This window comes from Pseudomonas vanderleydeniana (genome assembly GCF_014268755.2).
In the GTDB taxonomy this organism is placed as follows: Bacteria; Pseudomonadota; Gammaproteobacteria; order Pseudomonadales; family Pseudomonadaceae; genus Aquipseudomonas; species Aquipseudomonas vanderleydeniana.
The window spans coordinates 5,333,876-5,358,680 of the sequence record NZ_CP077093.1; the positions used below are offsets into that span (position 1 = coordinate 5,333,876).

A 24,805-nucleotide genomic window follows, 5' to 3' on the forward strand; every position below is an offset into this window, starting at 1 on the left:
AAAAAACCCTCGACGAGGAATCGTCGAGGGTTTTGTCGAGGGATTGGCAGAACCGTCAGAAAGCGTAGCGCAGCCCGATGTTCACACCCCAGGGTTGCTCGATATGTTCACCCTTCATGTAGTCGAAATGGGCATGCACCTGCGTGCTCTTCGACAGCGCTGCCGAAACACCCGCCCCCAGCTCGGCACGACTGCCAAAAAGGCTGTTGTCGAACGAGATATCGTTGATCTTCACCGTGTTGTCACTGCGGGAAAACTCATGAACCAGTGCCGCCCTGAGGTAAGGCTGCAACAAGCCGCCATCCGCCAATTGCAGGTTGCGCCCCAAGGTCGCCCCGGCCTTGCCGAGCACAGACTGGGTATGGTCGTTCCGCGCACTGAGACCGTTGTCCAGGGTGTAGCGCCCTCCCCTGACGGTCACTGCCGACAACTGTGCGTAAGGCTCCACGAACACATCAGGCGTCAAGCCGATATGCTTGCCGAACTCCAGGGAACCGCCATAGGCGAAGTTGTCGTAGCTGCCCTTGGCCTTGACGCCATTGGTCATCGACACATCCGCCTTGTTGCGAAAACGGTTCAACTTGGCGACAGCATCCAGGTAGTACCCCTCCTCCATCAGCCAGGTGCCATAGGCCCCGATGTAACCACTCTCCACTGTGCCAGCACTGCCACGGCTCAGGCTGAGGTCGGACTCGCTGTGGCCTGCCATGACTCCGGCCAGCAATTGCCCATTGCTGACCGGTACAGGCAGGTCGACCCCGAGGGACAGGCCGGTCTGGCGCTGCTTGTAGCCGAATCCGGCCTCTGCGGTAACGTTGTACTGATTGCCGTACCCACGTATCCAGCCCCCACCTTCACCGCTGGTGCGGATTTCCCCCATGCGATTGCGCAAGGTTGCGAGTTCACCGTACCAGACCGTCGGCCCGACGCTGAACAACCCCAGGGCTGCCTGGCTGGAAGGACTGATGGTCTTGCCGGAGCCGACGATGAACCAGTCGTCACCCTGCCTCTCCAGCAGGTAGGAATAGGCTCCCAGGTCGACGCTACCGCCCACTACATCGAACCAGGCATCGCCACCTTCGGTATGCACCACGTGCAACGGCGTGATGTCCGGCGAGTTGGGCTCCTGGCCGGTGTTCTCGATATTGAGCAGGAACTCGCCGTTGGCCTCGCCGTTGACACTCAGCAGATCGCCGGTGTTGTCCAGCAGGTTGACGTGCATGTTGAACAGGCCGGTACCGGACAACTCGCCCAGCGACAGGGTGCGGAACTGGTCGGCCGAACCCAGGGTGACGCTGCCGCCAGCGAGGGACAATGACTTGACGTCGGCATCGCCGACCATGGTCCAGTTGGCGCCGCTGTTGATGGCTACACTGTTGGTGTTGACCAGGTTGCCGGTGAGCTGGGCATTGTTCTGCAGGGTGACGTCCAGGGTGCTGGTGTCATCGGCGACCAGGTCGCCGCTCAGGACAGAATGATCGACGGTGAAGCCGACCGTACTGTTTCCACCGACATCCAGCAAGGTCCCGTTACCCGCCAAAAGGCTGGCATTGTTCTGCACCGTGATTCGCGCCGTGATGGCGTCCTGGGCGACGATGGCCGGCCCGGCAACCCCCTGTACGGTCGAGTTGTCGATCATCACATCCGACTCCCGAGGGTCACCGGGGTCTCCCGGTACCCCACCCGATTGCCCGCTGATCTGCAGGCCAAGCGAGTCACCCAACACATGGCTGCCATTGCTCATGCTCAGCGAACCACCGTTCAGTTTCACCCCGATACCTGGCCCTCCAGCGTGGTCACGACCAATCACCTGACTGTTATCAAGACTCAGGCGTGCCCTGAACGATACATGCGCTCCATATCCTGCACCGGCAACCACGCTGTTTCTAACATCGGCTCTTGAAGGCGCAATCGTCCCTCCCGGTAGAAAAGTGGTCCCCACAGCAAGACCTGTTCCGGTGTCGTTGCGAATATCGGCATTGCCAAGAACAGCTCTTGCGCCATACGACAGGGCCAACCCTTCCGTAATTCGACCACCATCGACTCTCACCTGGCCATAGTCCGAGACAGTAACGCGAGTGGCTGCGCCACCCTCGATGATCTCCAGCACGCCGCTGCGACCGACATGCCATGAGGTGACCTCGCTCTCGGCGGTCACCGTTTCCAAACGGCCCTCCACAAAACCCTGAGTCTCATTACCTTGAGCCAACCCCATCTGAGGGGCCAATACTGCCCCGATGATCCAGGCCATTTTTCCAATGCCCTCGTATCGGACACGGAAAGGACGCAACCGATAGTTTCTGTACTGCATTACTTCTTCTCCATCTAACAAGAAGTAATAGCCTGATAACCACCCCCTGAATTTAATATTCAAACCACCTCTAATAGCCGTAGGAATTTTCCCAATAAAATTGGAGCAACAGCTCACAGAAAAGCCAACAAACACGCCACCAAAAAGACAATCAGAAAAAAAACCAAAAACACTCTTGACACCAAGAGACTCACAAGATTACGTGAAACCAGATAGAAGAAATACCTATCCATAACTTAAAGACGAAACAGCATTGAGCGAGCTTCTGAAAAACATCGGCAAGCTGATACTTCCTGCCTCTAAAAAGGAACATATAGAACATGTGCAAACACAAGAACCGCCTTATTCTGACCCAGAGTGGTTACACTCGAGCAGCCGAGAAACTGCTGACGATCCCCACGGTACCGGACGCTCTTGCAGATGGCCTGCTACCCCTGACCGCACTCGATGCGCCGTTGGAAGTTAACTTCCCGCTCTGGGCGGCACCCTCGACTGCACAGAACTATCAACTGCGTTGGGACGGGGATCTCATAGGTATTCCCGTGGATATCAGACAAGAGGATCTGGATAATCCAGAGCGCGAACTAAAACTCTATCTACCCCAAGAACTTCTGATCGAAAAAAACGATCCAGCCAATCCCAAAAACAAGCAGTACGTACTGGAATACCGCGTCGTCGACAACGATAGCGGTGAAGATAATTTTTCATTCCCCAAACCGATCGAAATCGACACAACCAAGCCCGGTTTGCCCAGCCATGGTCCAATGGACTTCCCCCGGCAGGTGGATGATGGTCTGACTTCCGCAGAACTGAGCGACCTGGGCGATCAACTCGATGTAGTCGTTACCAGCTACAGCACCATGGCCGTAGGCGATTTTATCCAGTCGTTCTGGGGCGCCACCCCTGGCCCCACTGCCACTGTGGGTGACGACAACATGGCGCTGGAGGAAGTCCCCCTGATCTTCAGTCGCTCCTTTCTAGAGAGCGTCGAGGCCCAGGTCGGCGATAGCCTCCAACCGGTGACCTACCTGGTGACCGACCGGGCCGGAAACATCTCGGACCGCTCCGTCGCGCGCCACATCAAGTTGCTGCTGGCCGACGCCCCAGACAACCTGGATGCACCGATCATCGAACAGGCCAGTCCGGAACAGGGCGGATTGATCGACTACAACGATGCACAAGCCGGTGTCACCGTGGATATCCCACTTTATCTGGGAGGCGGCCAGCCTGGCGACATGGTGACCCTCTTCTGGGGTGACAACAACCCGTTACCGCCGGTGCGAGTCGAGGCAGGGGAAGAGAACAACAACCCGATTCTTTCACCAGTGCTGCAGTTCGACATTATCAACCGTTTTCCCGAGGCCATGGTCAATGTCCACTATGAGGTCCGTCGCAGCGACGGGCAGCTCAAGGGCACATCCGAGAAGCAGCCGGTACAGGTCCACCTGACCCTGCCATTACCAGAGGGTCGCCTGCAACCGCTGACCATCCAGGGCACCAGCGACAACCCCAACCGAGAAGACAACCTCATTGATCCGGACGACTACGAGCTGGATGCCCGAGCCATTTTCCGCTGGGTCAATGGGCTGCGTATCGGCGACAGGCTTCACCTGCACTGGGGCAGCCAGGAGGTGCCGGACTGGCATGAAATCAGCCAGGAAGAGTTCAACGCCGGGGTCGATATCGACATTCCTGTGGACAACCAGGTGCTCAAGGACCATGGCACCGGCCACGCCATCGTGGTGACCTACAGCCTCAGCCGCAACAGCAACCCCAACCCTTCGCAGGGTCAGCCACAAAACGTGGTTGTGCGCTCGAAGATGGAACAGCCAGGTGGCGAGGATGGACTGCCCAAGCCGCAATTCACCCGACTGGCCGAAAATGGCCACATCAGTCCAGGCCTGAATCCGGATGGCACACCAGTCTGGATACCGCCTTATCAAAACATCAAGCTGAACCACGATGTCACCCTGGTCTTCGAGGGCTTCGACCTCAGTTACCGGCCCATCCCGGAAGCACGTTTCGAAAAGACCGAAACAGTCAATGACACCAACATCAGCACCGGCCTGACCATCCAGGTACCACTGGTCAACCTGTACCGGCTCTGCAAGGGCTATGGACAAATCACCTATCGGGTCACGCCAATACCCGAACACAACCAGGAACCTGCCAACTCTGAAACCGGTGAAGCGCCGGTCAGCATGGACCGACCTGGTGCGGGCTGTCCCGAAATGCCCGCAACCTGACCCATCGCCCGTAGGCCTGGACAGTCATCACAGCTAGCGTCTGCGGAACTCGCCGCGGCCTTTCCAGCAAGGCCGCGGCTACCCCCAACACGAGGAAACACTCATGAGTACCCATTCCATTCCCATTTTCCCGCGCCCCGATGTACCCGCCGCCCTGGAGGACGGTTTACTGCCCATCAGCGCGCTTAACGCCCCACTGCAGGTGATCTTTCCTGTCTGGAACAATCCCTCGACCCGCCACCACTACCAATTGCTGTGGAACAATGAGCCCATTGGCGAATCCCTCTCCATCCAGCCCGGAGACAAGCCAGGCGACACCCTGCAACTGCATGTTCCTGTCAATGCACTGGTCGAAGGGCACTATCAGTTGGCTTTCCGGGTGACCGATAGCGAAAGCGAGCAATCCAGCGAGTCCTTTCCTCGGGCATTGGAAATCGACACCACCGCCCCCGGCCTCCCCTCCCTCGCCCCCCTGGCGTTCCCGCCCGAGGTCCGCGATGGCCTGACCTCCGAGGAGCTGACCGAGATGGGCGATGTCCTCCCAGGTGTCGTCCACGGCTACACCGGCTTCGCCATCGGCGACCGGGTCAGAACGTTCTGGGGGGCCACCGAGGGACCCGAGGCACTGGTCGGCGACGATGACATGGAGCCTCGACAGGTCATCATCGAGTTTTCCCGGGCGTTTCTCGAATCGTTGGACGACTTCAACGGGCCGGTGCACTACAACGTCACCGACCGGGCCGGCAACAGTTCCCAGGACTCGGTCGCGGTCAACGTCCGGCTGCTGCTCAACGAGCCGGTGACTGACCTGCCAGCACCCATCATCGAGGATTACGTCGAGCCCATCGATCGCGAACAGGCGCAGGCGGGTGTCGAAGTGGCGATTCCGACCTCGGCCCCCGTCCAGGCCGATGACCGAATACTCCTGCATTGGGGCAATGTGTCGCTGGGCCCGTTCCCTCTCGAAACCTTCGGACAACCGATCATCCTGCGTATCGATGTGCCTTTCGAGAACATCGAGCAGGCTGGCGACGGCGATGTCCGCCTGGAGTATGAACTCAGCCGGGAGGGCCATGTGATCGGCTACTCGCTACCGCAGGACATCGTGGTCAAGGTTCGGCTGCCGGTTCCCGGCGAACTGCACAAACCGCTGATCCGGGGTGCCTCGCCCGATGGGGAGGACAACCTCATCTCACCAGACGATTTCGAGCGCGACGCCAGGGCCATCATCACCTGGAACGAAGACTTCATCGCAGGGCAGGCACTACAGTTGTACTGGCGCGGACAGGCAATGTTCGAACCCGCCTATCGCATCACCGCCGGCGATGTCAGTGCCGGTCGCGACCTGAACCTGACAGTACCCGGCGAGCGCTTTCGCCCCTTGGGCACCGGCACCGATATCCGGATCCACTACAGCGTCACCCAGGCCGGCAACCCGAACACCTCGAAGTCGGCCGAGCAGGGCATCATCGTGCGCAACTGGGATGAACTGCCCGGTGGCCGTCCGGGGCCCGACGCACCGCAATTCACCGACCTGAACGAACACGGCGCCATCAATACGGTGAACGGTCGTGACGGCGCACCGGTGCACATTGCCCCCTACCTCAATATCAAGCTGGGCGATGTCATCCACTTCCTCTACGAAGGTTTCGACCGCCTGGCAGGTGGCAACAGGAAGATCCAGTGGCCGCACACCTCCAACCCGCTGAACGAGGAACAGGTCCGCAACGGTTATGACCTGCGCATACCAAGGTCGGTACTGGACAGCCATTGCTACGGCCACGCCGAAGCCACCTTCAGCGTCGACAGCATCAGCGGAACCGGCCACTCGAAACGCCAGGGTGCCTACGTGGACATGCGCGTGAGCGGTGTTTGTCCAACAGGTGCCTGAGCGCTGCCCTCATCTTTCCATCACTTACGGAGACATGATCATGTCCGTGAACCTCAACCCGCAAAATCTGAAAAGCTTCCCTCAACCGCTTGTACTCAGCGCCAATCCAGGCGGTATCGGTGCCGCCGACACACAGGATCCGGCAAAACCATTGCCAGTGCTGGCCGGGCCGCTGGACCTCAAGCCCAGGGATCGTATCGACCTCTACTGGCGGGACGCTAGCGCTCCCGTCAGCACCTACGAACACCCGGAAGACGAGCCGCCGATCAACGACTTCGTCACGCTGGTAGTGGACGTGGAGCATATCGAGTCAGCCGCGGAGCCAGTGCCCGTCTGGTATCGCTTCACTCCGTTTCCAGGCGGTGCCTGGCAAGACTCCGACATCACCCACATCCGGGTAAAACTGGAAATCCCCGGCGGCGTCGACATCGACCCTGCCACGCCCTACGAGAACGAAGCCCTGCAACCGCCGCAGGTACAGCCGGTCGGGGTGATCACTTCGCCCCAGGGCGTAAGCGTGATCGTGGCGCCCTACCTGAACATGAGCGTGGGCGACCAGGTCAGCGTGGCCTGGGATGATCGCAAGGTCGATCATCCGCCCCTTCGCGAAGAACACCTGAACCGCAACCTGCTCATCGCCATCCCGGCGGAGATCGTCGAAGCCGTCGGCAGCTCTCCCAACCTGCCAGTGCGCTACGAGATCCATGATCTGGTCGGCAACTGGTCGAAGCATTCGCCTGCCACCCGGGTCGTGGTCAGCCTCGAGCCCTGAAGGCCGTGTTGCCGGCAGTCCCGCCAGGGATTGCCGGCTTCAAGCTGGCTGGCGCAGTATAAAGTCGCGGACCTGCTGCACGGCGCTGTCCAGATGCTGCTCGTGGCTGAAACCGCTGGACTTGAGCGGCTTGAGGTCATGGTCGGCAGCGGCCAGCCAGCAGATTTCGATCCGGGGTGAAAGCACGTACTCTGAAACAGCCTGGCGATTGCCCAAGGCATCGCGTTCGCCCTGGACGATCAGGGTCGGCGTGGCGAGATCGGCCAGGTGCGCCACCCGCGGTTTCTCCGGCTTGCCCGCCGCGTAGAACGGATATCCCAGGCAGACCAGCCCCTGGGCCCCGAGCTCATCGGCCAACAGGCTGGCCATGCGCCCGCCCATGGATTTGCCACCGATGAACAGCGGCCCGTGAACCTGCTGCCGCACGACCTCGACCACCTCGCGCCAGCACTCCAGCAACCGGGGCTGCGGATTGGGCGGGCGCTTGCCGCCGTCCAGGCGTCGCTGCGCCATGTAGGGAAACTCGAAGCGCAATACATGGATGCCCTGCGCCGCCAGGCGCGTGGCCATATGGTTCATGAAGTCGCTGTCCATCGGTGCCCCGGCACCGTGGGCCAGGATCAGGGTCGGCGCCGCGTCTGCAGTGGTCGCCACGTCATGCAGCCACCCGTGCCTGCCTGGCCATGCCTGTTCGCTCATCTCGTTCCTCATCGTTCACTGCCCACACTAGATATGTAACGCCCCGTGCAAGGGGGATCTTTCGAGAATGGCCGCACACCTTCTGAAGACTCGGAAGCCCCGGGCCCCACGCAGGTGCCCGCCTCTCCTTTTGCCAACGGGTAATGTCATGACCTCAGAACCGTCGCCCAGCGACTCCCGCTCCATCATTGCCGCCCCGAATTCGTCGGCGTACGGCGCAGCCTTCCCCACGCTCGATGCCGCCATGCTCGACGCCCGGAGCCGGTGCATCCAGCTGCGAGCCGCCTACCAGGCCTCGGAATTCGCCACCGATATCCGCTTCAGGGGACTGCTCACCCGCGATGCCCAGGGCCTGTTCCATGCCAGCCCCCCGGAAGAGTTCACGACTCGCCAGGGTAGCACGGCCAGCCTGTGGCCTTCGCCATCGCAAGACAGCCCGTTGCCCGAGGGGCATCACCTCGCGGGCGGCTATGTGTCCTACAGCGCTACCGCACCCGCGGCGAGCCTGTCCGAAGACCAGCAGATCGAGCACGCACTGGCAGCGGGGTTCGCCGACAAGATCGGCTACCTGCACCAGGCCATCAGCCAGCGCTCGCGGTTCACGACATGCTACCTGGCCGTCGACGACGGCGTACTGTTGCGCTACGTCTCCAGCGGCTCGAAGGCCGAACAGGAATTGAAGGCCGGCCTGGAACCACCCTCGGCGATACTCGGGCAGTTGCTCCAGCTGCCGGCCCCCCTGGTCTCGGCCCTGGGCAAGCGGACAGTAACGCCGCTGGCGCTGATTCACCAGGTCGCCGAGGCCGGCGAGTTGTCGATCGTCGAGAACGATACCCTCTGGGGCCCTGCGCAACGCATCAGCACCAGCTGGAAGCCCAGCCCTGCCGGAGTCCGGACAGCCCAGCCACGCAAGGACAAAGCCGGGGCCGCCCTGAGTCGGACCTTCGTCAGCTTCGACGAGGCCGTGCGACACATCCACGGCCAGGTGGGGCTCAAGGGCCGCCACCGGCAGCAGTCGCTGATCGTGAAACACCCGCACCGGGACGAGTTCCGTGCCACCGAGCCGGTCACCGTCACCGGTGCGCTGTTCGAACCGATCGGTCTGCAGGACCTGCCGGCGCAAGTGGTGCTGGCCGGCCTGTACGCCCAGGGCGACAGCCTGCCCGGACAGTCGCCCCGGCGGGAAAACTGGCTGTATGAAAATACCCTGCGTCCCCACGACCTGCTCGCCGGGCTCGACCAGGCGCGACGCCTGCGCCCCAAGGGAGCAATGCCGTTACCGTTATGCCTGGGCACCCCCGATGGCGCCCTGCTGTCCTACCAGTCCCGCGACAGCGAACTGGAGCAGGCCCTGTTCCCCGCGCGTGCCGACTGGCGACAGCGCGCCGAGCGATTCAACCGCGAACTGCTCGACGGCCAGCTGTCGACCTCGCAATGGGTACGCCGCCTGGCGGAAGCCGGAACGCTGCGGGTACTGGCCGGCAGCCGCCTGTGGAACCGCAGCGGCGAAGTACGGGCCGATACCTGGCAACCGTTCGCCGGCCTCGCGGTACCGGAACTGGGCCAGGCGTTTCTCTCGGCCGACGATGCCGCCCGCTATGCCCAGGAGATCACCCTGGGCGGGCGTACCCGGCAGATGGGCGGGTTGATCTTTCAACGCGAGGACCAGACCTTCGTCGCCACCCAACCGCGCTTCAGCGAAGATCGGCAGTTCAACGCCAGCCAGCTCTATCCGACCACGGAAACCGGGTTGCCGGCCTTTCCGGAAGGGCACCGGCTGTATGCCGTGTATCGCTCCAACATCAACCTGAGGGAGATCGAGCGCTCCGGGCAGTGGTCGAACCTGCCCGAGGATGAGTTCCGCCTGGCCCATCGCAGCATCACCGGCCAGGAAGTGCTGGCCACCATCGCTGGCCGCGCCACGGGCCTGCAGGCCTTCTATGTGCTGATGAGCGACCTCAACCTGATCAAGTACATGCCCAGTGACAGTCAGGAGGAAGATGAACTGGTCAGCCGCCTGCTGCCCAAGGCCCGTTCCGGGCACAGCCCCCTCGAGGATCAGCTGGAAAAGGGCGAACTGCTGCCCAGCGACTTCATCAAGCAACTGGCCAGGGCCCAGGGCCTCTACCTGGTCAGGGGCGACCGTTACTGGGGCAGGCCCGGCAGGCTGCCGGCGAACTGGTCGCCCAACCCCATCGTGTCGCCCCTCGCGCCACCGGCGCCGGCCCTCGGGCCGCTGTTCGACACCCTGGAGGCCGCCGCACGTCATGCCCTGCAACGCCTCGCAGGGGAGCACCGCCAGCGGCGCGTCAGCTGTGTTCTGAAGCATCGACAACTGTCGCGTTATGTCGCCTGCGAACCCGTGGTGGCGGGCACGTCGCCGTTCTCCCCGGCCACGCTGTTCGGCAGCAACGCCATGGGCCAGCCAAACCTGCCGGCCGACCTCGAACTGGCGGCCATCAGCTACAGCGCCGCGCTTTACCCGACGCCCTTGCCGGCCGGGGACAGTTGGCAGTACCGCAACTTCTTCAGCCCCGACGACCTGGCTGCCGCCCTGCCCCATCTGCGAGCGGCAGGCTCGGTTGATGCGGCCTTGCCGCTGTACCTCACCACCCGCGAGGGGGCCTGGCTCAAGTATCTGTCGAAGGACGCCCGGGCCGAGGACCTGCTGCTCAAGCGCCAGGGCAGTGAGCCGAGCCTGGGCGAACAGGTCACCCTGGGCAATCTGGAGGTCCGCTACTTCGTTCGCGGCCTGGCGGCTGCCGGCCATCTGAGCGTGCTCAGGACCAGTGAAATCTGGGACCGCGAAGGTCCGGTCAGCGACATCTGGAAGCCCTACCGGCATTTTCAGCGCCGTCCACTGGGACCGGTGTTCTCCCGGGCCGACGATGCGGCCCGGCATGCCCACGGGCAGATTCCACAACGGCATGACCAGGTCCATGGCGGCCTGGTGCTCCAGCGGGCGGACGGCCTGTTCGTCGCCACCGAGCCGCTGCTGTCGCCCACCGCGATTTTCGATCACCAGCTGGTTTTCCCCCCGGATGTCAGGGCGGCCTTTTTCCCCGAGAACCACAAGCTGGTCGGCATCTACCACTCGGGACTGGGCAGCATCGATTTCCACCTGCCCGAGGATGAGGCCGAGCTGTACCTCAATCTGTTCCCCACCTGGAGCATCCACCAGGCGATCAAGGAGCGTGCCTCTATCCCCTACCGCTACTTTTCCGGCAGCGACGGCTCGCTGCTGCGCTACACGGCCAGTGGCTCCGCCCATGAACAGGTGCTGTCCAGCCAGCTGGCGCCACCGGCAGACCGGCCGCTACAGCTGCAGGACAACGCCCTGCAACGACGGATCGGCAGCGCCAGGACGGAAGACAAGGGCATAGTGGCCACCTATGCCCGCGACCTGATGCAGGCCGCAGAACTGCTGGTACTGGTACCGGGTGCCATCTGGACCCACAAGGGCGTGGCCTCCAGCCTGAACGCCACCGCTGACGGCTTCCGCGCCGGCAACAGCCGACTGGCGAATCACCACGGGCATGCCACCGCCTTCCCGGACCTGAGCCCGGTGCATATCAATGCCCAGGACGCCCTGCGTCATGCCCTGGCCCAGGCAGGTCAACGCAACGACACGCTGTTCGGCTTCATCTTCAAGAAGGCCGGGCGCGAAGAATATGTGTCGACCGCCGCCGTCGCCGACGCCGGTTCCCGCTTCAATCGCTACCGGGTGTTCCCGGAGCATGTCGACCTGTTCAAGATGATCGCCCAGGGCTACGACTTCGAGGGTGTCTATGCCGTACCGCCCACCCGGCCGGATGCGAGCGGGCTGCTGGCCGACTCGACCTACCGCCATTTCCTCGGTGCCCGCGACTTCGCCCACCTGATCGCCGCCGCCCGTGGCGTATGCCCCATCTCCCGGACGCCCGGGCTGGAGTCGAGCGTCAATCTCTACCTGCCGATCGCCGACGGTGCATTGCTGCAATACCGTGTCGAGGTGTACCCCGAGCAGGACGAGACCGCCGAGGGCGCGGTATTCGCCGACGACGGTATCCCGACCCAGAGCCTGCTGGAGGACGGCAAGCTGACACCGCTGGCCTACCTGCGCCAGGTCGCGGCCAGCGGCAAGCTGCAGGTACTGCGCGGCGGCAGCTTCTGGTCGACGCGCGGGCCGATCGACGCCAGCTGGGACCCGACGCGACAACGGGCGACGCTGCCGGAACGCTATGAAGTCGGCCCCCTCTTCAATCATCCCGACGACGCTGCACGCTACAGCCACCAGCGGATCGGCCGCCGGCACCAGCAATGGGTGGTCAGTGCCACCTATCGTTGCCAGGCCAGCGGCAGCCATGCCGCCATCGAGCCGTTCAGCAACGCGCGAGGGGTCAAGGTCACCCGCGCCATCATCGCCACCCGGACCCAGGAGCTGGACCAGGAGCGGCTGTCGCTGACGTTCGACAACACCTACGATCTGCACAGCCTGCACATCGCCCACGCGACCGGCCCGGCCTACCTGGGCAACGGACGCCCGGCGGTCCTGGATTTCTTTTCCAGCAGTTTCATCTGCTTCGCCACCCGGACCCTGGAGCAGCAGGGAACTTATCTCGGCGGGCTGTATCTTTCCGCGGTCGATGGTGCACTGCTCAAGTACACCCCACGAGGCTCCCACGCCCAGACCCGGCTGTGCGACCCGGATCCATCGGCACAGAACGGTGCTTCGGGCGACCACCAGGTGATCGAGCTGCCCGATGCCGCCTTCGTGCAGAAAGTCGCCGCCACCGGCAACCTGAGCGTGCTGGTCAGCAGCGCGCCATGGCAACCGGCAGGCCCGGTCGAGAGCACCTGGAAACCGGCGGCGAGCGGCGTCACCCGCCAGCCGCGTGCCGCGCGGGCATTGCCCCCACCGTTCATCAACAGTTTCCACGATCTCGGCGTGGGAGCGACCGATGTCATCCAGCCAGACCGTGCCCTGCCGGTACTGGTCGGGCCGCTGCAACTGCAACCCAAGGACAGGATCGAGCTGTATTGGGGCGACCATCCCACCCCCGTCCATACCCATGTCCAGGGCAGCACGCCCAGCAGCGGCCATGTCACCCTGAAAGTCGAGACCCGCTGGATCACGTCCGGGACGACGACGGTCCGTTATGTCCTGACCCCCTTCCCCGGGGGACAGCCCGAGGAAGGCCGGCAAACGGTCAGGGTAAAGCTGGAGACTCCAGGCGCTCCCGAACGCCTGTGCACCCGTGCAAGCGGCACCACGCTCTGCGAGAACGACAAGCTCGCGCTCCCCCAGGTCCTGCCTCCCGGAGTGATCGAGGACCCCGAGGGCGTCAGCGTGGTGGTCAAGCGCTACGCGAACATGGCCCGGGGCGACCGTATCGTGGTGTCGTGGCACGGTCGCCACGTGCATCATCCCGAACTGATGGACGCGAGTGACGAAGTGGTGATACCCATCGACCCGCAGATCATCCACGACGCCGGCAACTCCGACTCGATCATCGTGCGCTACGAGGTCCGCGACGAGGTCGGCAACTGGTCGCAATGGTCACGGCCGGCACTCGTCGAGGTCGGTATCGGCGACCCGTCCCTGCTGCCACCGGTCATACCGAAGGCCCAGGGCATGACGCTGAACCTGGATGAGCTCGACGGCGCCGATGTCCAGGTGCTGGTGCTGCGCTACGAAGGCATGAGCAGCAGCCATACCGTGCGCCTGATCGTGGAGCGTGAGGATGCCGAGGGCCAGCAGCTTCTGCCCTATACCCACAGCATGCCCGGACACGACAGCGATCCCTTCGTCTCGTTCCTGGTCCCCCACGAGCAGTTCATCGCCATCATCCGCGGCCTGGCCCGCTTCTACTATTACGTCGACATCACCGATCAACCCAGCCGCCGCTCCAAGAGCCGGCCACTGTGGAACATCGGCCAGGCACGGCCCCTCAAGCCGCCGCGGGTGCCGCTCGCCGAGCAGAACGGCAACGTACTCGACCCGGCTTTTCGCAACGTCATCGCCCTGGTGGAGCCCTATGACTTCATCGCCGCCGGCCAGCAGGTCAGGCTGCTCTGGCTGGGCCGCACGGCCAGTGGCAGCGAGGTGTCCTACGACCGGACGATCACCCTGCGCGAGGACGAGATCGACCGGGACATCCCGTTCCTGATCCCCGACGACAAGGTCAGCGTGCTGGCCGGGGGGTCCGTCACCCTGCACTACGAAGTCATCATCCTCGCCGGGGACAGGTTCCCGTCGTTGCCACGCCATATACCGGTCAGTGCCGGCCCGCTCGACCTGCCAAGGCCCCGGGTCCGCGAGGCCGGGGACACGTTCCTGCTGCCGGAACAGGCACTGCGCGGAGCGACCATCGATGTGCGCTATGACGGCATGCAGGTCAGCGATACCGTCCAGGCCTACTGGCGCGGGACGGCGGGCAACGGTACGCCGTCCCTGCCGGCGCAACCGGGCAGTGAAACCGGCAGCCTGGCATTTTTCACCCCCGTCAGCGCGGTCAGCGCCAATATCGGCAAAAACGTCGACGTGGGCTACACCGTGACCCGTGGCAGTGTGGCGTCTCCGTCCGAAGCCCTGCCGCTGTCGGTGCTGTTGCCGCGAAACCTGCCGGCACCCGAGGTCCGCGAGGCCCGGGACAGGCTGCTGGACCTGAACACCTTCAGCGGCGATGCCACCGTAGAGATAGGCAAATGGCCGCATATCCAGCTCGGACAACGGGTCTGGCTGCAGGTCGAAGGCACCCGCACCGATGGCACGCCCTACCGTTTCACGCTCTGGAAGGCGGAGGAAGTCACGAGTGTCGCCGATGTCATTCACGGCAAGCTGCCACGCAGCGGACTCGACAGCCTGCGCGACCTGAGCGGCCTGACGCTGACCTTCAGGGTGAGCTTCGATGGCAGCGCCGATGAAACGACCGCCGTGCTCTTCCCACGGCTGATCCTGACGGTGCGGGCGAAAATACGCGTGCCCGAACTGGTGCTCGATACCAGTGCGGCCAACCTGCACGGCCGGATCTTCCTGCTTCCCTGCCATCCACAGGTACTGCCCGAATTCGGCCCGGGTACCTGGGTCCAGCGGGTGCCCAGCGGCGGGGTTCCCGGCTATACCTACAGCAGTGAAAACCCGAAGGTCGCGGTGGTCGACCAGAACGGCCGGGTGACGGTACGCAGCAACGGCAGCACCCATATCGTGGTGCGGGACAAGGCCGGGCAGTTCAAGAAGTACCCGGTCAACGTGTACGGCGTGATGCTGTGCTACGACCTCGGCGTCGGCAACAGCGATGAAACCGCCGCCAATGCTGCGGCAAAAGGCCTCAGGCTGCCCGAGATCGACGAGCTCAAGGCCATCCGCAGGCTCTATGCCAATCGCTGGCCATTGCAGCACAGCACGGAGAAGTTCACCTGGTCGATGACCGCGAAGAAAGGCACGCTGGGCCTGATCCTGCTGGTGCTGGACATGCGCAAGCCGGACGTGGCGGAGATTCCCCACCCCGGGCTCACCGTAGACCTGGGCCTGGTGACCCTGACCCACCATGCCTCGGGCCTTGGCCTGGGCACCCGCCTGCTGCCTTGCAACTGATCGCCTGACCCGGGCGTCGCGCAGGCTGGCTGCGACGACGCCCTGCCCCCCCGGCAAGGGCTCCATGGCGGAGCCCATTGACCCCCGTCAATACCGGCAACTGGCTATTTGCCCATGCTTGGCTTGCTTTAGTCTGCCTATAACTCCGGGCCGGACATGCAGGCCGCCTGGCAGGCCGTCTGCGCGTTGGCCCGAACCGTGGATGGGGAACCATGAACACTTCAATCAGTACCGCCTACAACTACCGGGTGGTCCGCCAATTCGCCATTATGACGGTGGTGTGGGGCATCGTCGGCATGGGGCTCGGGGTTTTCCTCGCCGCCCAATTGGTCTGGCCCGAACTCAACTTCAACCTGCCGTGGACCAGCTTCGGCCGCCTGCGCCCGTTGCACACCAACGCGGTGATCTTCGCCTTCGGCGGCTGCGCACTGTTCGCCAGCTCCTACTACTCGGTGCAGCGCACCTGCCAGACCCAGCTGTTTTCGCCGAAGGTCGCCGCCTTCACGTTCTGGGGCTGGCAACTGGTGATCGTGCTGGCGGCCATCAGCCTGCCGCTGGGCTACACCAGCTCCAAGGAGTACGCCGAGCTGGAGTGGCCGATCGATATCCTGATCGCCATCGTCTGGGTCGCCTACGCCTACGTGTTCTTCGGCACGGTGATGAAGCGCACCACCAAGCATATCTATGTCGGTAACTGGTTCTTCGGCGGGTTCATCCTCACCGTGGCGATCCTGCATATCGTCAACAACCTGGAAATCCCGGTCAGCCTGACCAAGTCCTACTCGCTCTACGCCGGCGCCACCGACGCCATGGTGCAGTGGTGGTACGGCCACAACGCCGTGGGCTTCTTCCTGACCGCCGGCTTCCTCGGGATGATGTACTACTTCGTGCCGAAACAGGCCGAGCGTCCGGTGTATTCCTACCGCCTGTCGATCGTCCACTTCTGGGCACTGATCACCCTGTACATCTGGGCCGGCCCGCACCACCTGCACTACACCGCCCTGCCGGACTGGGCGCAGTCGCTGGGCATGGTGATGTCGCTGATCCTGCTGGCACCGAGCTGGGGTGGCATGATCAACGGCATGATGACCCTCTCGGGCGCCTGGCATAAGCTGCGCAGCGACCCGATCCTGCGCTTCCTCGTGGTATCCCTGGCGTTCTACGGCATGTCGACCTTCGAAGGTCCGATGATGGCGATCAAGACCGTCAACGCCCTCTCCCACTACACCGACTGGACCATCGGCCACGTTCATGCCGGCGCCCTCGGCTGGGTGGCGATGATCTCCATCGGCGCGCTGTACCACATGATCCCGAAAGTCTTTGGCCGCGAGCAGATGCACAGCATCGGCCTGATCAACGCGCACTTCTGGCTGGCGACCATCGGCACCGTGCTCTACATCGCCTCGATGTGGGTCAACGGCATCGCCCAGGGCCTGATGTGGCGCGCGGTCAACGAGGACGGCACGCTGACCTACTCCTTCGTCGAAACCCTGGTGGCCAGCCACCCCGGCTTCATCGTGCGGCTGATCGGCGGCGCCATCTTCCTCAGCGGCATGCTGCTGATGGCCTACAACACCTGGCGCACCGTGCGCGGCGCAGTGCCTGCCACCGTCAACGCCAACGCGCAGATGGCCTGAGGAGTTCGCCATGAAACACGAAGTGATCGAAAAGAACGTCGGCCTGCTGATGCTGCTGATGGTGTTCGCCGTCAGCATCGGCGGCCTGACCCAGATCGTCCCGCTGTTCTTCCAGGACGTCACCAACAAGCCGGTCGAAGGCATGAAGCCCTACACCGCGCTGCAACTGGAAGGTCGCGACATCTACATCCGCGAAGGCTGCGTCGGTTGCCACTCGCAGATGATCCGGCCGTTCCGCGCCGAGACCGAACGCTACGGGCACTACTCGGTGGCCGGTGAAAGCGTCTGGGACCATCCGTTCCTGTGGGGTTCCAAGCGTACCGGCCCGGACCTGGCCCGCGTCGGCGGCCGTTACTCGGACGACTGGCACCGCGCCCACCTGTACAACCCGCGCAACGTGGTGCCCGAGTCGAAGATGCCAGCCTATCCGTGGCTGGTCGCCAATGCCCTCGACAGCAGCCACACCGAGACCAAGCTGCGCGCCATGCGCACCCTCGGCGTGCCCTACACCGACGATGACATCGCCGGCGCCGTGGCCAGCCTCAAGGGCAAGAGCGAGATGGACGCGCTGGTCGCCTACCTGCAGGTGCTCGGCACCGCGATCAAGAGCAAGAGGTGAGCCATGGAGATGAGTAGCGGAATGATCCGCGGCCTCGGCACCCTGGTGGTGATGATCGCCTTCGTCGGCCTCGCCATCTGGGTGTTCAACGCCAAGCGCAATCCGGAGTTCGCCCAGGCGCGCATGTTGCCGTTCGCCGACGATCCATTGCCCGAAACACCTGAACAAGACCCCGCAACAAGGAGCAACCGGCCATGACCACCTTCTGGAGTACGTACATCTGCGTACTGACCATCGGCAGCCTGATCGGCCTGACCTGGCTGCTGATCGGTACGCGCAAGGGCGAGACCAAGGGCAGCGTCGACCAGACCATGGGCCACAGCTTCGACGGCATCGAGGAGTACGACAACCCGCTGCCGCAGTGGTGGTTCATGCTGTTCGCCGGCACCCTGGTGTTCTCCGTCGGCTACCTGATCCTCTACCCGGGCCTGGGCAACTGGAAAGGCATCCTGCCCGGCTACGAGAACGGCTGGACGGGCGTGCACGAATGGGAAAAGGAAATGGACAAGGCCGATGCCAAGTTCGGCCCGATCTTCGCCAAGTTCGCGGCCATGCCCGTCGAAGAAGTGGCCAAGGACCCACAGGCGCTGAAAATGGGCGGACGCCTGTTCGCCTCCAACTGCGCGGTCTGCCACGGTTCGGACGCCAAGGGTGCCTACGGCTTCCCGAACCTGGCCGATGACAGCTGGCGCTGGGGCGGCAGTGCCGACACGATCAAGACCACCATCATGGGTGGCCGGATCGCGGCGATGCCGGCCTGGGGCGATATCCTCGGGGAAGACGGCGTGCGCAACGTCGCCGCCTATGTGCGCCACGGCCTGGGCAAGCTGCCCCTGCCGGAAGGCAACGGTGCGGACCTGGCCGCCGGCCAGCAGACCTTCAACACCAACTGCGTCGCCTGCCATGGCGCCACCGGCCAGGGTACCCAGGCCATGGGCGCACCGGACCTGACCACGCCGGCCGCCTTCATCTACGGCACCAGCCTGGCGCAACTGCAACAGACCATCCGCCATGGTCGCCAGGGCCACATGCCGGCCCAGAGCGAGCTGCTCGGCAACGACAAGGTGCAGTTGCTGGCCGCCTACGTGTACAGCCTCTCCCACGGCAGTCAAGGAGAAAACAAAGCTCAATAAATACCGGATATTTCCTGCCGCATCGATCAGGATGCGGCAGTTCCCCGCCCCAGCGCGACCGAGTGTCGCACCTCGATTCCAGTCCGCCTACCCACTCCCGGGAATCGGTACTAAGCTTTCCAAACCTTGATCAATCCGCAATCCCACGCCGACCGTAAGGTTACGGCTTTGGCGAGGCCGCGTTTTGACCTTACACCGAGCATGGAAAGGCCGCAGAATCAGCGTCGCAAGGTATTGACCCAGGTCATGGCGCGTTGCAATGACCCTACTCTTTATCCATACTTGCGGCCGATTTTCACCCCTAATAACTATACCCAAACCGTGGAACCTTAGAATGAGCACAGCAATAAGTCAGACTGCTTATAACTATAAGGTAGTCCGCCAGTTCGCCATCATGACGGTGGTCTGGGGGATCCTTGGCATGGGGCTCGGAGTATTCATTGCCTCTCAACTGGTCTGGCCGGAGCTGAATTTCGGTCTGCCGTGGACGAGTTTTGGACGCCTGCGCCCGCTGCACACCAACCTGGTGATCTTCGCCTTCGGCGGTTGTGCGCTGTTCGCCACCTCCTACTACGTCGTGCAGCGTACCTGCCAGGTGCGACTGATCTCCGACAGCCTCGCGGCCTTCCACTTCTGGGGTTGGCAAGCCGTGATCGTCGGCGCCCTGGTCACCCTGCCACTGGGCTACACCACCACCAAGGAATACGCCGAGCTGGAATGGCCGCTGGCGATCCTGCTGGCCATCGTCTGGGTGGTCTACGCCCTGGTGTTCTTCGGCACCATCGTCAAGCGCAAGACCAAGCACATCTATGTCGGCAACTGGTTCTACGGTGCCTTCATCGTCGTCACCGCGATGCTGCACATCGTCAACCACGCCTCGCTGCCGGTGAGCCTGTTCAAGTCCTACTCGGCCTACTCCGGCGCGACCGACGCGATGATCCAGTGGTGGTACGGCCATAACGCCGTAGGCTTCTTCCTCACCACCGGTTTCCTCGGGATGATGTACTACTTCGTGCCGAAACAGGCCGAACGCCCGATCTACTCCTATCGCCTGTCCATCGTCCACTTCTGGGCACTGATCACCCTGTACATCTGGGCCGGCCCGCACCACCTGCACTACACCGCCCTGCCGGACTGGGCCCAGTCGCTGGGCATGGCCATGTCGATCATCCTGCTGGCACCGAGCTGGGGCGGCATGATCAACGGCATGATGACCCTCTCGGGTGCCTGGCATAAGCTGCGTACCGACCCGATCCTGCGCTTCCTCGTGGTGTCCCTGGCGTTCTACGGCATGTCGACCTTCGAAGGCCCGATGATGGCGATCAAGACCGTCAACTCGCTCTCGCACTACACCGACTGGACCATCGGCCACGTCCACGCCGGCGCCCTCGGCTGGGTGGCGATGATTTCCATCGGCGCGGTGTACCACATGATTCCGAAACTGTTCGGCCGCGAGCAGATGCACAGCGTTGGCCTGATCAACGCACACTTCTGGCTGGCAACCATCGGTACCGTGCTCTACATCGCCTCGATGTGGGTCAACGGCATCACCCAGGGTCTGATGTGGCGGGCGATCAACGACGACGGCACGCTGACCTACTCCTTCGTCGAAGCGCTGCAGGCCAGTCACCCTGGCTACATCGTCCGCGCCCTGGGCGGGGCGTTCTTCGCCACCGGCATGCTGCTGATGGCGTACAACACCTTCCGTACCGTTCGCGCCTCGAATCCGGCTGAAGCCGAAGCCGCTGCTCAGATCGCTGTCGTTGGAGCCCACTGATGAAGCACGAAGTAGTCGAGAAGAATATCGGCCTGCTGGCCTTCTTCATGGTCATCGCCGTGAGCGTCGGTGGCCTGACCCAGATCGTCCCGCTGTTCTTCCAGGACGTCACCAACAAGCCGGTCGAAGGCATGAAGCCGCGCACCGCCCTGGAACTGGAAGGCCGTGACATCTACATCGCCAACGGTTGTGTCGGCTGCCACTCGCAGATGATCCGGCCGTTCCGCGCTGAAACCGAACGCTACGGGCACTATTCGGTCGCCGGTGAAAGCGTTTGGGACCACCCGTTCCTGTGGGGTTCCAAGCGTACCGGTCCGGACCTGGCCCGTGTCGGCGGTCGTTACTCCGATGACTGGCACCGCGCGCACCTGTACAACCCGCGCAACGTGGTGCCCGAGTCGAAAATGCCGGCGTACCCGTTCCTCGTGGAAAACAAGCTCGACGGCAAGGACACCGCGAAGAAGATGGAAGTCCTGCGCACGCTCGGCGTGCCCTACACCGACGAAGACATCGCCGGTGCCAGGGATGCCGTGAAGGGCAAGACCGAAATGGACGCGCTGGTGGCCTACCTGCAAGGCCTTGGCACCATCATCAAAAGCAAACGGTGATTCTTCATGGATATCGGGATGATTCGTGGCCTTGGCACCCTCGTGGTGATGGTGGCCTTTGTCGGCCTGGCCTTGTGGGTCTTCAGCCCCAAGCGCAAGGCGGAGTTTGAAGACGCGACCTTGCTGCCTTTCGCGGACGATCCCGAAGCCATCAAGCACGTCGAGCAAGCTTCTAGGAGTAACAAAGAATGACTACGTTCTGGAGTCTGTACGTCACAGTCCTGAGCCTGGGTACCATTTTCTCGCTGACCTGGCTGTTGCTGTCGACCCGCAAGGGCCAGCGCGCCGAGCAGACCGACGAGACCGTCGGCCATTCCTTCGACGGGATCGAGGAATACGACAACCCGCTGCCGAAGTGGTGGTTCATGCTGTTCGTCGGCACCATCGTCTTCGCACTGGGCTACCTGGTGCTCTACCCGGGCCTGGGCAACTGGAAAGGCCTGCTGCCAGGCTACAACTACCTGGATACCGAGAAGCAGACCCCCTTCGCCAACGGCCAGGCCGGCTGGACCGGCGTCCACGAGTGGGAGAAGGAAATGGCCCGTTCGGATGCCCGTTTCGGACCCATCTTCGCCAAATATGCCGCCATGCCCATCGAAGAGGTGGCCAAGGACCCACAGGCACTGAAAATGGGTGGACGGCTGTTCGCCTCCAACTGCTCGGTGTGCCACGGTTCCGACGCCAAGGGTGCCTACGGCTTCCCCAACCTGACCGATGAAGACTGGCGCTGGGGCGGCGAGCCACAGACCATCAAGGAAACCATCATGAAGGGCCGTCACGCGGCCATGCCGGCCTGGGGTGAAATCCTCGGCGAGCAGGGCGTGGCCGATGTCGCCGCCTTCGTGCTGACCAACCTCGACGGTCGCAAGCTGCCGGAAGGCGCCAAGGGTGACCCGGTCGCCGGCCAGAAGCTGTTCGCCGGCAACTGCGTGGCCTGCCACGGTCCTGAAGGCAAGGGCACCCCAGCGATGGGGGCACCGAACCTGACGCACCCGGCCGCGTTCATCTACGGCTCGAGCTACGCACAACTGCAACAGACCATCCGCTACGGTCGCCAGGGCCAGATGCCGGCCCAGGAACAGACCCAGGGCAATGACAAGGTCCACCTGCTGGCCGCCTATGTCTACAGCCTGTCCCACGGTAACGACAAGCCCGCCGAATAAGCCCGGCTTGGCGCAATGAACAAGGCCCCGCCGGTGCAGACCGACGGGGCCTTTTCATTGTGCGGCCTCTCCACGGGCGGCGAAATCGGACCGTTCCAGCCACGGGTTTGACCTATAGTCAATTGATCTGCGTCATGCTTTGTTACATTCGCTACACCATCCCGGGCTTTCACCCAACGCGACCAAAGGTCGCACCCTTCAGGCCGGGTCAGAGGCGTATCATTGAGCCACTGCACTAAGCTTCAGACAGCTACCCGATCACGGTCGGCACGTACTGACCGAGACATTTTCCCCCTGCCGTGGGATGCAATGATGAGCAATCAGATTCCGGTACACGACGTTACGCCACCTGCCAAGAAACCGAACAACACCGTCGACCTCTACGCCTCGCGCGAAAAAATCTACACCCGAGCTTTCACCGGCCTGTTCCGCAACCTGCGGATGGCGGGCGGCGCCCTGCTGTTCCTGCTCTACTTCGGCACGGTCTGGCTCGACTGGGGGGGGCACCAGGCCGTCTGGTGGAACCTGCCGGAACGCAAGTTCTTCATCTTCGGCGCGACCTTCTGGCCGCAGGACTTCATCCTGCTGTCGGGCATGCTGATCATCGCCGCCTTCGGCCTGTTTTTCATCACCGTATACGCCGGGCGCATCTGGTGCGGCTATACCTGCCCGCAAAGCGTCTGGACCTGGATCTTCATGTGGTGCGAGAAGGTCACCGAGGGTGACCGCAACCAGCGCATCAAGCTCGACAAGGCGCCGATGAGCGCCAACAAGTTCCTGCGCAAGTTCAGCAAGCACAGCCTGTGGCTGCTGATCGGCTTCGTCACCGGCATGACCTTCGTCGGCTACTTCTCGCCGATCCGCCAGCTGGTGATCGACTTCTTCACCGGCCAGGCCGATGGCTGGTCGTACTTCTGGGTCGGCTTCTTCACCCTCGCCACCTATGGCAACGCCGGCTGGCTGCGCGAGCAGGTGTGCATCTACATGTGCCCCTATGCACGCTTCCAGAGCGTGATGTTCGACAAGGACACCCTGATCGTCTCCTATGACCCGCGCCGTGGCGAGAGCCGTGGTCCGCGCAAGAAAGGCGCCGACTACAAGGCCCAGGGCCTGGGCGACTGCATCGACTGCACGATGTGCGTGCAGGTCTGCCCGACCGGCATCGACATCCGCGACGGCCTGCAGATCGAATGCATCGGCTGCGCGGCCTGCATCGATGCCTGCGACAGCATCATGGACAAGATGGAGTACCCACGCGGGCTGATCAGCTACACCACCGAGCACAATCTGTCCGGGCAGAAGACCCATAAGCTGCGCCCTCGGCTGATTGGCTACGCGGTAGTGCTGCTGGCGATGATCAGCCTGCTGATCACTGCCTTCCTCATGCGCCCGCTGGTCGGTTTCGACGTCAGCAAGGACCGCGTACTCTATCGCGAGAACGCCGAGGGCCGGATCGAGAACGTCTACAGCCTGAAGATCATGAACAAGGATCAGCGCGATCACACCTACGTGCTCGATGCCGCCGGCCTGCCGGACCTGCGCCTGCAGGGGCGGCGCGAAATCCGCGTGCCGGCCGGGGAGATCTTCAGCATGCCGGTCGAGCTGTCCAGTTCTCCCGATCAACTGCCGTCGAGCACCAACGAGGTGAAGTTCATCCTCAAGGATGCCGATGACGACAGCGTCCACGTCGAAGCCAAGAGCCGGTTCATCGGCCCGCAAATCCGCTAAGGGAATCAACCATGTCCGTCGCAACCGCCACCAGCCCCTGGTACAAGCACCTCTGGCCCTGGATCATCATCGGCATCCTGGCCTGTTCGGTGACCCTGACCCTGTCGATGGTGACCATCGCGGTGAAGAACCCGGACAACCTGGTCAACGACAACTACTACGAGGCCGGCAAGGGCATCAACCGCTCGCTGGATCGCGAGCTGCTGGCCCAGTCGCTGAAGATGCGCGCCAACGTGCACTTCGACGAAGTGACCGGTGAAGTCGACCTGCGCCTGAGCGGCGACAGCCAACCGGCCACGCTGGAACTGAACCTGATCTCGCCGACCCAGCCGGAAAAGGACCGCAAGGTCAGCCTCAACCGCAGCCAGACCGAACAGGGCCGCTACATCGGCCAGTTGAACGACAGGATCGAAGGCCGGCGTTTCGTCGAGCTGCTGGGTACCCAGGGCGACAAGACCTGGCGCCTGTTCGAGGAAGAACAGGTCAGCCAGGACCGCGACGTACTGCTGGGCGACGAACCGCTCAAGGGTGCCGAAGACCTCGACAACTGACAGTAGCAAGTCGGTAAGCCTGCAACGGCTGTTATGCTTCTGTGGCGAGCGGGCTTGCCCGCGCTGGGGCGCACAGCGGCCCTGAAGCCTGCCA

The 24,805-nt window shown here is 63.1% G+C and carries 16 protein-coding genes; 14 read left to right on the forward strand and 2 right to left on the reverse strand.

Features of this window, described 5'->3' with window-relative positions; all coding sequences use genetic code 11:
- Nucleotides 1-55: 55 nt before the first annotated feature.
- Nucleotides 56-2,251, reverse strand: coding sequence for an autotransporter outer membrane beta-barrel domain-containing protein (locus HU752_RS23760; protein WP_186681570.1), 2,196 nt, complete (start codon nt 2,249-2,251; stop codon nt 56-58).
- 380 nt (nt 2,252-2,631) lie between these two features.
- On the opposite strand from HU752_RS23760, the gene HU752_RS23765 reads away from it, so the two are divergent.
- The 3 genes from HU752_RS23765 to HU752_RS23775 all read left to right on the forward strand — a co-directional run bounded on the left by HU752_RS23765 (nt 2,632) and on the right by HU752_RS23775 (nt 7,220).
- The gene (locus HU752_RS23765; RefSeq protein WP_186681281.1) at nt 2,632-4,557 is read left to right on the forward strand and encodes a hypothetical protein; all 1,926 of its coding nucleotides are present in this window, start codon (nt 2,632-2,634) and stop codon (nt 4,555-4,557) included.
- Nucleotides 4,558-4,660: 103 nt separating this feature from the next.
- Entirely contained in the window at nt 4,661-6,448 is a 1,788-nt protein-coding gene (locus HU752_RS23770; protein WP_186681283.1) for an addiction module component, read from the forward strand.
- A 40-nt stretch (nt 6,449-6,488) separates the two neighbouring features.
- Entirely contained in the window at nt 6,489-7,220 is a 732-nt protein-coding gene (locus tag HU752_RS23775) for a hypothetical protein (RefSeq protein ID WP_186681285.1), read from the forward strand.
- Nucleotides 7,221-7,259: 39 nt separating this feature from the next.
- Here the strand turns inward: HU752_RS23775 and HU752_RS23780 are convergent, their stop codons facing one another.
- Entirely contained in the window at nt 7,260-7,919 is a 660-nt protein-coding gene (locus tag HU752_RS23780) for an alpha/beta family hydrolase (protein WP_186681287.1), read from the reverse strand.
- A gap of 148 nt (nt 7,920-8,067) precedes the next feature.
- Between HU752_RS23780 and HU752_RS23785 the strand changes: the two genes are divergently transcribed.
- The 11 genes from HU752_RS23785 to HU752_RS23835 all read left to right on the forward strand — a co-directional run bounded on the left by HU752_RS23785 (nt 8,068) and on the right by HU752_RS23835 (nt 24,711).
- Nucleotides 8,068-15,495, forward strand: coding sequence for an Ig-like domain-containing protein (locus HU752_RS23785; RefSeq protein WP_186681289.1), 7,428 nt, complete (start codon nt 8,068-8,070; stop codon nt 15,493-15,495).
- A 212-nt stretch (nt 15,496-15,707) separates the two neighbouring features.
- Nucleotides 15,708-17,132, forward strand: a complete 1,425-nt coding sequence (gene ccoN, locus HU752_RS23790) for a cytochrome-c oxidase, cbb3-type subunit I (protein ID WP_186681291.1) — start codon at nt 15,708-15,710, stop codon at nt 17,130-17,132.
- 10 nt (nt 17,133-17,142) lie between these two features.
- The gene (gene ccoO / locus HU752_RS23795; protein ID WP_186681293.1) at nt 17,143-17,751 is read left to right on the forward strand and encodes a cytochrome-c oxidase, cbb3-type subunit II; all 609 of its coding nucleotides are present in this window, start codon (nt 17,143-17,145) and stop codon (nt 17,749-17,751) included.
- A 3-nt stretch (nt 17,752-17,754) separates the two neighbouring features.
- The gene (locus HU752_RS23800) at nt 17,755-17,949 is read left to right on the forward strand and encodes a cbb3-type cytochrome oxidase subunit 3 (protein ID WP_275959756.1); all 195 of its coding nucleotides are present in this window, start codon (nt 17,755-17,757) and stop codon (nt 17,947-17,949) included.
- Nucleotides 17,946-18,884, forward strand: a complete 939-nt coding sequence (gene ccoP, locus HU752_RS23805) for a cytochrome-c oxidase, cbb3-type subunit III (RefSeq protein WP_186681294.1) — start codon at nt 17,946-17,948, stop codon at nt 18,882-18,884. The genes HU752_RS23800 and ccoP (HU752_RS23805) overlap by 4 nt, the downstream gene beginning before the upstream one ends.
- A gap of 334 nt (nt 18,885-19,218) precedes the next feature.
- Entirely contained in the window at nt 19,219-20,661 is a 1,443-nt protein-coding gene (ccoN, locus tag HU752_RS23810; protein WP_186681296.1) for a cytochrome-c oxidase, cbb3-type subunit I, read from the forward strand.
- Nucleotides 20,661-21,269, forward strand: coding sequence for a cytochrome-c oxidase, cbb3-type subunit II (gene ccoO / locus HU752_RS23815; RefSeq protein ID WP_186681297.1), 609 nt, complete (start codon nt 20,661-20,663; stop codon nt 21,267-21,269). Before ccoN (HU752_RS23810) ends, ccoO (HU752_RS23815) begins: the two co-directional genes overlap by 1 nt.
- Before the next feature lie 6 nt (nt 21,270-21,275).
- A complete protein-coding gene (locus tag HU752_RS23820; RefSeq protein ID WP_026145428.1) occupies nt 21,276-21,461 on the forward strand; it encodes a CcoQ/FixQ family Cbb3-type cytochrome c oxidase assembly chaperone in 186 nt (61 codons plus the stop codon).
- Entirely contained in the window at nt 21,458-22,432 is a 975-nt protein-coding gene (ccoP, locus tag HU752_RS23825) for a cytochrome-c oxidase, cbb3-type subunit III (protein ID WP_186681299.1), read from the forward strand. Before HU752_RS23820 ends, ccoP (HU752_RS23825) begins: the two co-directional genes overlap by 4 nt.
- Before the next feature lie 312 nt (nt 22,433-22,744).
- Nucleotides 22,745-24,160 (forward strand): cytochrome c oxidase accessory protein CcoG, encoded by a 1,416-nt coding sequence (gene ccoG, locus HU752_RS23830; RefSeq protein WP_186681301.1) that lies wholly within the window; start codon nt 22,745-22,747, stop codon nt 24,158-24,160.
- 11 nt (nt 24,161-24,171) lie between these two features.
- The gene (locus HU752_RS23835; protein WP_186681303.1) at nt 24,172-24,711 is read left to right on the forward strand and encodes a FixH family protein; all 540 of its coding nucleotides are present in this window, start codon (nt 24,172-24,174) and stop codon (nt 24,709-24,711) included.
- Nucleotides 24,712-24,805 lie beyond the last annotated feature (94 nt).